At 42.3% G+C, this 12,100-nt stretch carries 11 protein-coding genes; 3 read left to right on the top strand and 8 right to left on the bottom strand.

What is annotated here, in order from left to right; translation table 11 throughout:
• Positions 1 to 9: 9 nt before the first annotated feature.
• Positions 10 to 849, top strand: a complete 840-nt coding sequence (locus tag HUS61_RS13955; protein ID WP_175082766.1) for a DNA ligase — start codon at positions 10 to 12, stop codon at positions 847 to 849.
• Between the two features lie 67 nt (positions 850 to 916).
• On the top strand, positions 917 to 2,284 hold the full coding sequence (gene yegD, locus HUS61_RS13960; RefSeq protein ID WP_175082767.1) for a molecular chaperone: 1,368 nt from the start codon (positions 917 to 919) through the stop codon (positions 2,282 to 2,284).
• Positions 2,285 to 2,316: 32 nt separating this feature from the next.
• Here the strand turns inward: yegD and HUS61_RS13965 are convergent, their stop codons facing one another.
• The 4 genes from HUS61_RS13965 to HUS61_RS13980 form a co-directional block, all read right to left on the bottom strand.
• Positions 2,317 to 2,781: a methylglyoxal synthase gene (locus HUS61_RS13965; RefSeq protein ID WP_054551787.1), complete on the bottom strand. Its 465-nt coding sequence runs from the start codon at positions 2,779 to 2,781 to the stop codon at positions 2,317 to 2,319.
• Between the two features lie 8 nt (positions 2,782 to 2,789).
• Positions 2,790 to 3,422 (bottom strand): LysE family translocator, encoded by a 633-nt coding sequence (locus HUS61_RS13970; RefSeq protein WP_175082768.1) that lies wholly within the window; start codon positions 3,420 to 3,422, stop codon positions 2,790 to 2,792.
• Between the two features lie 98 nt (positions 3,423 to 3,520).
• Positions 3,521 to 5,362, bottom strand: a complete 1,842-nt coding sequence (locus HUS61_RS13975) for a S8 family serine peptidase (protein ID WP_175082769.1) — start codon at positions 5,360 to 5,362, stop codon at positions 3,521 to 3,523.
• A 223-nt stretch (positions 5,363 to 5,585) separates the two neighbouring features.
• Positions 5,586 to 6,758, bottom strand: coding sequence for a multidrug effflux MFS transporter (locus HUS61_RS13980; RefSeq protein WP_175082770.1), 1,173 nt, complete (start codon positions 6,756 to 6,758; stop codon positions 5,586 to 5,588).
• A 166-nt stretch (positions 6,759 to 6,924) separates the two neighbouring features.
• Between HUS61_RS13980 and HUS61_RS13985 the strand changes: the two genes are divergently transcribed.
• Positions 6,925 to 7,401 (top strand): hotdog fold domain-containing protein, encoded by a 477-nt coding sequence (locus HUS61_RS13985; RefSeq protein WP_175082771.1) that lies wholly within the window; start codon positions 6,925 to 6,927, stop codon positions 7,399 to 7,401.
• On the opposite strand, the gene HUS61_RS13990 is transcribed toward HUS61_RS13985, so the two are convergent.
• From HUS61_RS13990 to hppD, 4 genes are all read right to left on the bottom strand, one after another.
• Positions 7,398 to 7,880, bottom strand: coding sequence for a polymer-forming cytoskeletal protein (locus HUS61_RS13990; RefSeq protein WP_054561944.1), 483 nt, complete (start codon positions 7,878 to 7,880; stop codon positions 7,398 to 7,400). The two genes, HUS61_RS13985 and HUS61_RS13990, sit on opposite strands and share 4 nt — an antisense overlap.
• Positions 7,870 to 9,021: a M23 family metallopeptidase gene (locus HUS61_RS13995; RefSeq protein ID WP_054561943.1), complete on the bottom strand. Its 1,152-nt coding sequence runs from the start codon at positions 9,019 to 9,021 to the stop codon at positions 7,870 to 7,872. The genes HUS61_RS13990 and HUS61_RS13995 overlap by 11 nt, the downstream gene beginning before the upstream one ends.
• Before the next feature lie 151 nt (positions 9,022 to 9,172).
• Entirely contained in the window at positions 9,173 to 10,486 is a 1,314-nt protein-coding gene (gene fahA, locus HUS61_RS14000; RefSeq protein WP_175082772.1) for a fumarylacetoacetase, read from the bottom strand.
• Positions 10,487 to 10,641: 155 nt separating this feature from the next.
• The gene (hppD, locus tag HUS61_RS14005; protein WP_130166975.1) at positions 10,642 to 11,688 is read right to left on the bottom strand and encodes a 4-hydroxyphenylpyruvate dioxygenase; all 1,047 of its coding nucleotides are present in this window, start codon (positions 11,686 to 11,688) and stop codon (positions 10,642 to 10,644) included.
• Positions 11,689 to 12,100 lie beyond the last annotated feature (412 nt).

The following is a 12,100-nucleotide window of genomic DNA, read 5'->3' on the forward strand; positions in this document are numbered from 1 at the left end:
GAAGCAATAATGGTTAAATTCACTCGTGCGCTTTTGTGCGCAATCACTTTATTTATAGGCTTTTCAGCCGAAGCGCAACAAGCTCCTTCAGTCCTTTTAGCAAACGTCTATCAAGCTGAAAAGGTAAATGTATCTGACTATTTAGTTAGTGAAAAATATGATGGCGTTCGGGCTATTTGGACAGGGAGTCAATTAGTAACCCGAAATGGTAACCCAATTTATGCCCCCAAGTGGTTCACAGATCCACTGCCAGGTGTTTGGCTTGATGGAGAGCTTTGGACTAAGCACCAAGATTTTGCCAATGTGAGCGGGATCGTTCGAAAAGTCACACCTGTAGAATCAGAATGGCAAACCGTCAATTACATGATATTTGATATGCCGGATGCGACAACGCCATTTAGTCAACGCTATGAAAACTACACAAGGTTAGTAAACCAGCTGCAAAGTGAGCATATTAAAGCCGTTGCGCAAATGCACTTTAATGATAACAAGCAACTTAGTTTGTTTATGGATGAACTAATCGCACAAGGAGCTGAGGGTGTCATGCTGCATCTAGCAGCTGCAAAGCATAGTGCAGGGCGAAGTGATGCATTGCTAAAGTTAAAGCCTTATTTTGACGCTGAAGCGGTTGTAATCGGTTATATCGCAGGAAAAGGAAAGTACAAAAATATGCTTGGTGCACTCAAGGTGCGCAGCAGTGATGGTACCGAGTTTAAAATTGGCTCGGGGTTTACCGATCAACAAAGAACATCGCCCCCAGCGATAGGTAGTACTATTACCTACAAATATCATGGCTTTACTAAAAATGGCCTACCACGTTTTGCAAGCTTTTTGCATGAAACGCCATAGCGTCATTCAAAAACGGCTGCGACTATGGTAAATTTCGCGGCCTTTTTATTGATGTATAGGTGTTAGAATGTTTGCAGGCTTTGATTACGGTAGCTCAAATTGTGCAATCGGTGTAATAGATAACGAGCAACAAGTCTCTTTAGTACCGCTTGAGCAGGGCAAGCAATATTTACCATCAACACTTTATACTCATCACAGTGCATTAGTTGTCGATTTTGTGACAAAACACCTTACGGGTAGCCCATTTGAGCACGACTTTAAAACTGAGCGACAAGCGCTTTTAAATACCATTCCTCGTATTAAATCTGATCTCGATATACAAGCTGGTGATGAGACCTTATTTATAGGTCGCGAAGCAATTAGCGAGTATGTGCAGTTTCCTGAAGAAGGTTACTTTGTAAAGTCACCTAAATCATTTTTTGGTGCTGTGGGCTTAAAGCAAGGGCAAATAAACTTCTTTGAAGACATTGCCACGGCGATGATTTTAAAAATTAAACAACGCGCCGAGCAATCATTGCAAGACACATTAACAGAAACGGTAATTGGACGACCGGTAAACTTTCAATCAGTCGGTGGTGAAGAGTCTAATCAACAAGCGCTCGGCATATTAGAGCGAGCAGCAAAGCGTGCAGGCTTTAAAGAGGTGTCGTTTTTATATGAACCATTAGCGGCGGGGATTGATTATGAAACCTCATTGCAGCAAGACCAAAAAGTGTTGGTTGTCGATATTGGCGGAGGGACTAGCGATTGCTCATTTGTACAAATGGGGCCTAGCTTTCGTGACAAGCAGTGCCGTGACAATGACTTTTTAGCTCACAGTGGTAAGCGTGTGGGTGGAAATGATTTAGATATTGCGCTGAGCTTTCATGGTTTAATGCCATTACTAGGTTTAGGCACTGAGTTTAAATCGGGTCTTCCTCTGCCGAATCAACCGTTTTGGCAAGCGTGTAAAATCAATGATGTAAATCTGCAAAGCCAGTTTTATAGCGATGCCCATCATCGTGAGTTACTGACTCAACTTCGTGAAGTCAAAGAGCCTGCGCTTTTTAAACGCTTAATTCAATTGCAGCAAAATAAGCAAGGTCATCAATTAGTGCAGCAAGGCGAGGCGGCAAAAATTGCGCTCTCGTCAGCCAATGAATTTACTACAGATTTGCGCTTCTTAGATTCAGACTTAACGCAGTGCTTAACGCTAAAAGATCTAGCTTTAGCCGTTGATGATTCGATAAGCCAGATAGTGAGCCTAGCTAAACAAGCGATTCAAGAAGCTGGCACAACGCCAGATGTCATTTACTTAACAGGCGGTAGCGCGCAATCACCGCTGATCAAGGCCGCGTTAAAATCCCATTTAGGCGATATTACTATGCTGAACGGGGATCACTTTGGTAGTGTTACAGCAGGTTTAACTAAGTGGGCGCACAAGCTTTATAGCTAATAGCCCCCACTTTGATATATCGACTTATAGAATTAAAGAGTCACTTGGCGCGTTGCAAGGTATTTTTCGTAATCTGGCAACGTGCGGCACAGCTCAGTTTCCATCATAGGTGAGCTTAATAGCATATCGGCACTGACTTCATTACAGGCAACAGGAATATTCCAAACCGCAGCTAAACGCAGTAATGCTTTTACATCTGGGTCGTGTGGCTGCGATGCAAGTGGATCCCAGAAAAACACCAGCATGTGCACTTCATGTTCAGCAATTTTAGCCCCGAGTTGTTGATCGCCACCCATAGGGCCACTTAGCAGCTTAATCACTTCAAGCCCTGTTGTACGCTCAATTAAATGACCTGTTGTGCCCGTACCGTATAGCGTGTGCTTACTTAAAATGTCTTGGTGTTTTTCACACCACGCCTGAAGGGCAGCTTTTTTACCATCATGGGCTACGAGGGCAATATTCTTTTTGGCTGGTAAGGCTTGTTGTTTTTGTTCCATAAGTGCTCTTATATCAATAGGTTAATTGCTAGTGCAATAAACACCAGCCCCGTGATCCGATCAATCCAAATTTGGGTTTGTGGGTGCTCACGAAAATAACTGGCTATCTTATCGCCGAAATAAATATACGTGCAGTCGATAGGAAAAGCAAAAAGCGGGTAGAGTAAACCAAAAAAAGCGAGCTGAAAGGTCGTTGAAGATAAGCTCGGATCGACGAACTGCGGAATAAACGCAATAAAGAATAGAGCGACTTTTGGATTAAGTACCTCGGTCATCATTGCTTGAAACATCACATTTTGCTTTTTACTGGTACTTACATGGGGTTTTTCTTCGCAGTCTGGCTCAGGCTGTGTAAAGGTGTCTTTTAGCGTCATTACGCCCAAATAGCACAGGTACGCCGCACCTAAATACTGCACTGTGGTATAGGCAACAGTCGACGCTTTTAAAATTGCTGTTAAACCCACCACCGCAAAAAAAGTATGCACCACACCACCTAAGGCAAAACCAAAGGCACTTTGCATCCCGGCTTTACGGCCATTGGCAAAGGTTTGTGCCATTAAAAATGCATTAGAAGGGCCGGGGGCTACGGCAATTAAAAAGCTGGCGCCTAAAAACGACAGTAGAAATTCTGGATTGATCATCGGCACAAAGATAAAAAGCTAGGTAGTTGATTTTAACAAGCTTCTAGAAAAAGAAAAAGCGGGCAATCAATGCCCGCTGATTTGGGTTGGGGAAAGTATTAGAATGTCACAGTGCTATTGTTTGAACAAACAGTTGTGCTTTGTGCCTCACATACTTGGTAAGTGTAAGTACCACCGCCTTTTGTTGTGATAGTGTCAGTGTAGCTGTTAGTGTTTGCCACTGAGCCTACTTTGCTACCATTACGGTACACATCTACAGTGCTTGTAGCAGCGCCACTCCAGCTTAAATCAATGTATTTAGTGCCTTTTGACTTATAACCTGAAGTAGAAAGACTAATATCATCACCACCTGGTGTTGTGCCACCGCCATTATCGCCACCACCTGCACAGCCATTGGCTGTTAGGTATGCATCTGCGTCAGCTGCTTTAACAATACCGTGACCGAAGTAAACATCGTGACCAGAAGCACCTTGATCTTCTGCCGTTGCTTTTAGTGCATCACGGATTTCTGTACCCGTACACTCAGGGTGATTTGACCATACTAGCGCTGCGATACCTGAAACAGCAGGCGTTGCCATTGATGTTCCGCTCATGAAACCATAATCACTAGTACCAATTGCGATATCAATAGTTGTGCTTGAAAGAAGAGCTGAACGGTCTTCAAGTGCCGCACCTACAGCTGGAATTGTTGTATCGTTAGTTTCGCCTAGTGTAGCGTATAACATGCCTGCTTCGTTATTGATGATAACAGCACCGATACCGCCTGAGTTCTCGCAGTTATTTACCTTGTCATAGAACGAGATATTACCGCGATCAATCATACAAATTTTCCCCGCTGCACCAGCATCTACGCTTTCAGCAGTACCCATGTAATACGCCGTGCCTGATGCATTACCTGAGTTTTCCATTGATGAAGTAGCAAAGCCTGCGCCATCAGCTGCTAAGCTAGCTGATGTTGCCATACCTGCAGGGTAAGTAGAAAGTGTATCAACACCACCTGCTGTTACTTCAACACAGATAGTTTCATCTGTAGTAGCGCGTTTACCGCGACCAGATGTACAGCTAGGGAACTGCGAGAAATCTGCAATTTGGTTGTCCGCATCATTTGCACCAACCATCATTACTGATGGATAGCCTGCAGGATATGAACGTACGCTGTTACCATCGTTACCCGCTGCAGCAACAACTAAACCGCCAGCACTTGTGAAATTAGCAAATGCGTTAGACTCGGTGCTATTTGAACCACCGCCACCAAGGCTCATGCTGATGATATTTGCACCTGCTTGAGAACATAAATCTGCTGCGTGTGCTAAATCTGAAGAGTAACCCCAGCCTTCAGCGTTGAATACTTTGATGATGTGCATTGCCACACCGGGTGCCATACCAACTACACCAACATTGTTGTCTGCGGCGCCAATAGTACCTGCTACGTGAGTACCATGAGGGCCACCATTGTCGTACCAGTTGCCTGTGCCACTATCATTATCACCTGTAATGTTACCCCAAATGAAGTCAGGGTTTGTAGCATCTAAACCTGAGTCAATCACACATACTTTCATGCCAGCATTCGCATCGAAGGTAACTTGATCAGCTTGTGATTGGTAAACTGCGTAAGGCGTTAATTGCTGCTGCATTGCATTACCAGCGTCATCGTTATAAAGCGCCATTGGTACACGTTTTTGGTCTTCTTCAACCAGTTTGATGTGAGGGTTGTTTAGTAAGCCTTTTACACTTGCAAGGTCATGGCCTGTAAATTGCGCTGCAATAAAACCATTACCATCAACTTTAATATCACCACCAAGCTTTTTAGCGAGTGCTTTAACTACGCCTTTTTTATTGTTGTCTACTTGAATGATGTAACGGTCATTTGCTGCGTTTGCAGTTCCTGCTGCACATAGTCCACTGATGATCAGTGCTAATGCTAATTTATTCTTTTTCATAATTCGTATCCCAAACATGTTGTTGAGTTAACCAAATGTTAACGTGAGTAAACAATAGTTTAATGGTGCTATAGGTACAAGCAAAATAATCCATAAAACTGGAACAAATTATTCTAGAAAGGTGCTTTTTATAACTGTAGGAAATAACAGGATGTCTAAATGGGTAAATAGAATATAACGATTCTCATTTACCCGTTATAACGAAAAGTATGATAAAACTTTTTTATGACAAGTGCTTATGTTTGAACAGTAAGTAGGTAAATGGGATGAGCATTAAAAAGTGCACGCCAATTAATACCGGTGTTGTTAAATTTAACAATTGCGTTATAAACACTAATAAGCTTGCACCACTCATTTGCATCAAGCCAATAAGTGCGGAAGCTGTGCCTGCTTGTTTAGGAAACAAACTTAATGCACGGCCTGCTGATGAGCCAAGTGTCAGTGCAAAACCAAACGCAGCAATAAACATCGGAAACATCAACGCAAGCGCAGTACGTTGTTGGCTAAAGGCCAACATTAAGGCACCTGCGATTACAAGCAACAAGAGTCCTGCTTTTAACGCGCGTTTTGGTTGGCGTTTGATGTACAGTGGCATAATAAAGCTTGCAACAATGCTCAAGACCGCATTACAGGTAAACCAGAAAGTAAAGTCGGTAACACTGCCACCTAATTCAGTAATAAGCCAGCCAGGTGCTAACGTAACGAAGACTAAAATAGCCGACATAGTTACTAAGCAAATTAAGCTATGGAATAAAAACAATGGCGTGCTGATAATTGGCATAAAACGGCGCAGGTCAAGAATATGGCCACTATATACACTATCTGCAGGGCGAGTTTCTTTATACATTAACAAGGTTATGAATAAACCAATGAGTGCAAATACAGCCATGAATAAAAAGTTCATGCGCCAGCCAAACTGTACTGTGAGCCAAGCGCCTAAAATTGGCGCGAGGGCAGGGATAAAGCAGACGATACCATTAAGATAAGTAATGATTTGGCCGCTGCGTTCACTACCAAATCTATCTCTTACAATGGCAAACGCTACTACAAATGTGGCACAGGCTCCCAAACCTTGCAGTGCTCTTGCAATCATCAGGCTCGCAAAATCAGGTGCCAGGTACGCACCAAAAGCCGCTAAACCATAAATTGCCACACCGGTGATTGCCACAGGCTTACGACCAAATTTATCTGCTAATGGCCCTGCAATGAGCTGTCCAAGCCCAACGGTAAGCATAAAAATAGCGACGGTTTGCTGAATTTGCTTTTCTGAAGCGCTGAATTGTTCTGCAATGGTCGGAAATGCGGGTAAGTAAATATCAATTGCTAACGGGCTAAAAATAACCAGAAGGCCAAGAATAAATAGTAAGCTGAGGTTTTTGTGCTGGCGTGACTGCATTCGCTCTCCTTTAAAACGGTATTTTATGTGCCCCTAAAGGAAAAGAAAAGCATTCACTTAGCGAAATGTGTATTCATCAAAACTGCTTACAAAAATTTTCCATTTCGCTATCTGGTCTGATGTGTTAGTTTTTTATCTCACATCATAAAAATAATGGATAAACGTCGTGAGCTCACAATCATCATTATTAAAAATTTGGACTAAATGCCAGTCACTGCCGAAGGGTAACTGGTTGTTTAGTAAAGCCGTGTGCTTTAAAGCCCCTTACTTTGGTTCAATAAAGCCATTGATCACAGATTTAACTGCTGGGCATTGCAGCGCAACTGTTAAAAATCGCCGAGCAATCCATAATCACATTGGTACCATCCATGCAATTGCACAATGTAATGTTGCTGAGCTATGTGCTGGCTTAATGGTTGATGCCACTGTGCCGACAAAAACACATCGCTGGATCCCAAAAGGCATGACAGTGAATTATTTAGCGAAAATTGACACAGACATGCGTGCTGTTGCCCAGATAGACGTGCCGAGTGAGTGGTTAGAAAAGCAAGACTTGCTAGTACCCGTGAAGGTTTATAATAGCCGCGATGAACTCGTTTTCACCGCGGATATTACAATGTATGTAACCGCTAAAAAACGTTAAGACTTATCAGCGGCTTGTTTGTTTACAAACGACAGGTCGTTGTCATCATCAGCCAGTATTGAAGAGCTGTTTTGTTCTTCAGGCTTAATAGGCGCCACATTATCTTCTTCATTACGATGTTTTAAGCTGCCTTCAATGATTGCGCCGGCTTCGATGCTCAGGGTGTCATGAAATACATCGCCATGAACTTCTGCAGTGCTTTCAATAGTCACTTTATTGGCAATAAGCGAACCAATAATTTTACCTTTGACGATGACACTGTCAGCTTCAATAACACCTTCAATCATGCCAGTGTGACCAATCACTAAATGTTTAACACGTAAATCGCCTTCGATGCGACCGTCAAGCTGAACTTCACCTTGGCTGCTGAGGCCGCCAGTTAAACGAACGTCTTCAGAAATAATAGAAGGAGTGTGGTTGGTTCTTTTTAAAGATGAGCCAGACGAGCTAGCTGCTGATTGTTTTTTTTTACCGAACACGAGAAAGCGCCTTTGTTATTTTAACCGGGTTGACATGTTTGCCATTCACTAAAACTTCGTAATGTAGGTGAGTGCTGGTACTACGGCCAGTACTACCCATTAAGCCGATGACATCGTCTTTAGTCACTGTTTGGCCTTTTTTAACCTTAATTTTATTAAGGTGACCGAAGCGAGTAACGAAGCCATTTTTGTGTTGTAGTTCGATAAAGTTGCCATAACCGCCATTACGACCAGCACGTAAAACGGTGCCGTCAGCGGGAGCAAAAATTTCGGTTTTATGCCAACCTGCTAAATCAACGCCTTTGTGAAAAGCGCGGCGGCCATTCATTGGATCTTTTCGTAGACCATAACTACTTGAAATGTAGTAATCGGCAGCAGGAAGTGTTTGTGGTAATTCGCTCAGTAAGTTTTCGAGGTTATTTAATGCCAGCAATTTGTCGGCAATTGCTAAAAACTCAAGAGGGATTTTTGATTCATCGAATAAGTCTAATGGACCACCCTGTGCGGTATCTGTACCTTCTAATACCGAACCATTGGCAAGGCTACTATCAAGGCCTGCGCCCTCTAACATAGCAACAATTTCTTGGTGGCGAAGTTTAATTTGCTCATCTAATACAACAAAGCTGTTGTTATAAGCTGCATCAAGGCGAGCTAGGCGCTCAGAAATGCTTTCTAAGCGTTTAACTTGCTTTGGTTGCTGTTCATCTTCTAAAGGTGCGTGAAACTCTTCAGCGTGCTCCTGAACAGGTAAAAGCAATGGCTCTGCGTCGGTTGGCAGTGCCGGTTTGTTCATTGATTCTGGTAATGACTCGATCATGCTTTGCAATAGCGCTTGTTTTTGTTCAAGTACGGCTAATTGCTCGAGCTGTTTTTCATAGACAGCTTGTTGCTGATAATGCTGTTTTTGCCATTCTTGCTGTTTGGTAAGCTGGGTTTGTTCAATGCTGGTGATCTTGTCAGCTTGAGAAATGATTTGTAGTGTCGAAATGCTTAACCAAACAATAGCAGTTAAAATGACTAGTAGAGTCGTTAATTGCACCCAAGGGGCTAATACTAAGTGTTTTACCTCGCCATTTTGACGGATCAACAGCTGACGAGCTGGAAAAAACGTGCGATAAAAAGACTTAAGTTTAACTAACATGGCGTACAAAATTTGGCTAATAACCGAGCTAAGATAGCAATCTGATTTAAAAAAGCCAGCAAAAAATTGTAACTCAACTGAAAAAAATGCAAAAAAAAGGGCAAAAAATGCCCTTAATCGTTGTTCTGGAAATAAAAATAGCTAGTTATTTTTATTTTGCAGGTAGTACTGTACCTTCGACTGAACCAAAACCAATACGTGCAAAACCGTCTTTTTCACACCAACCACGCATGATTACGTTGTCGCCATCTTCTAAGAAAGCACGTTGTTCGCCATTAGCTAGGGTGATCTTTTCTTTACCACCGCGTGATAGTTCTAATAATGAACCCGCTTCTTCGTGCTCAGGACCTGATTGCGTACCTGAACCTAACATGTCGCCAGGTTGGAAGTTACAGCCATTTACAGTGTGGTGAGTCACCATTTGCGCAACGGTCCAGTAAGAGTGTTTGAAGCTTGATTTAGATACTTGTGTTGGTGCTTCGCCAGCTGCACGCATCTTTTCAGTTTCAATTTGCACATCCATTTTGATATCGAATGCACCAAACTCACGGTTATGAGCTGACTCTAAATAGTCCATTGGTTGTGGATCGTTTTCGTCACGTGTCCAGTTTGTTCTAAATGGTGCCAGTGCTTCAGTGGTAACAATCCAAGGAGATACTGTCGAAGCGAAGTTCTTCGCAAGGAATGGACCAAGCGGTTGGTATTCCCATGCTTGTAAGTCACGTGCAGACCAGTCATTAAATACACAGAAACCAAATACGTGGTTTTCAGCATTTTCAATGGCAATCGCATCGCCTAATTCATTACCTTTACCAAGGTAAATACCTAGTTCAAGTTCGTAGTCTAGGCGTTTACAAGGGCCGAATGAAGGGACTTCTGCATCTGGTGCTTTAGTTTGACCGTTAGGGCGGTGGAACGTTTGACCAGAAACATCAATTGACGAAGAGCGGCCGTGATAACCGATTGGTACCCATTTGTAGTTAGGTAGAAGTGGGTTATCAGGGCGGAACAAACTACCTACCGCTGTTGCGTGGTAAATAGAAGTATAAAAGTCAGTGTAATCACCAATACGACACGGTAGCGCAAATTCGATGTCTGCTTGAGCGATAAGCGCTTCGCTTAATTGCGCTTGCTCACTCGCACCTTCACGAAGTGCTTTTGATAATGCTAGACGAAGTGCAGACCAATACTGCTGACCAAGACCCATAAATTCATTGAGTGTAGCTTGGCTTGCGGCTTTAACGGCAATCTGTGCATCACCAGAGAATAAACCAAGTTCATTTACTTTTGCTAAGTCGATAACTTGATCACCAATTGCTACAGCGCCACGGAACGCTTCGTCTGAATCTTTACGACGTACCTCTGCAAAAGGAAGATTTTGAATTGGGAAGTCACAGTTCGCTTCGTTAGCAGATGCAACCCAGCTTTTCAGATTAATATCGTGGGTTTCGTTAATTAGGCTCATACTCTTTCCTTATTTGTTCGCGCTGATTTGTTAGTTATCTATATGGAGGCAATCAACGCAATTTAAACAGTTAGTTTAAAACAGAATTTAAAACGACAAAAAGCAGCGTGTGAATTTACCCAAACCACACGCTGCTTTTTATTCATTATGATGATTTAGATTACACCACGACGCTCTTGATCACGTTCGATTGATTCGAAAAGCGCTTGGAAGTTACCTTCACCGAAACCGCCGTCATCTACACGTTGGATCATCTCGATAAAGATAGGACCGAATAGGTTCTTCGAGAAGATTTGTAGTAGGTAACAGTTTTCGCTTTGGCTATCTACTAGGATTTGATGCTTACGGATCTTCTCTTTGTCTTCTTTAACCCAAGGCACACGGTCGAAAATGGTGTCGTAGTACTCAGGGATGATATCAAGCGTTGCAATCGTTGATTGATCAAGCTTATCAAGTGAGCTTACTAGGTCATTCGTTAGGAATGCTAAATGCTGTACACCCGGACCATTGTACTCGTTTAAGTACTCATCGATTTGGTTGTTGTTGTTATCTTTACCTTCGTTGATTGGAATCGAGAAAGTACCGCACGGAGATTTAAGTGCGTAAGATAATAACGCTGTTTTTTGACCTTTAATGTCGAAGTAACGAACTTCAGTAAAACCAAATACGTCTTTATAGAAGTTAGCCCATGTTTCCATCGTGCCTTTATAAACGTTATTGGTTAAATGGTCGATACGGATGAAGCCTTTGTCTTCAACAATGTTTTGCTCGTTTAAATCTTCAAAATCTGACTCATAGATAGAACCTTTGTCGCCAAATTGCTCGATGAAATAGATTAAGCTGTCACCAATACCGTAAATAGCTGGGTAAGGTAAATCTTTATGTGTTGAATCTGTCGCAGGCTTTGCACCGCGCTCAACAGCAACCTCGAATGCTTTTTGCGCATTCTCTACACGCCAACCCATAGAACAAATTGCTGGGCCGTGGCTTTTAGCAAATTCAGCAGAGAAACCATCACGCTCATTGTTTAGTAAGAAATGAATGTCATGTTGGTTATAGTAAACGATGTCTTTACCTTTGAATTTTTTTAGCTTTGAGAAGCCAAAATCAGTAAACACTTTGTCCATGTAATCTGCATCTGGTGTTGCGTATTCAGTGAATTCAATGCCCACTAGGCCTAACGGATTATTTACTTCGCTCATTGTCATTACTCCCGCAATTATAAGCACTGCGCTAAAAAAGAATTATTGTTCTGTAGTGAGCGGATGATTAACCAGAATCTCAATAAGGGGAAGATCCCCGCATTATTTAGCCAAAGCCTCTTTTGTAAATTAAATGGGACAATGATTTTAATTTCAGCAATTGCACTATCAAAGGCACTGAGTAAGCCACTAGATTGACTAATGCCTACTATTCTATTTTGTGGTTATCTGTATGTATTTAAAGGTAAATTTAAGTATTTATCAGACAATAAAAAAGGCCTGAAATGGCCTTTTTTATTAAGTTGATTGTATAGCTTAGTTTACAGTTTGGCGCGCTTTGTTAAAAAACTTGCTGCGTTGTTGTAACCAAGGGTTATTCATAATTTGTGGCGCAGCTTGATAATGGCGCTCA

It is taken from the genome of Pseudoalteromonas sp. 0802 (assembly GCF_013350085.1).
In the GTDB taxonomy this organism is placed as follows: Bacteria; Pseudomonadota; Gammaproteobacteria; order Enterobacterales; family Alteromonadaceae; genus Pseudoalteromonas.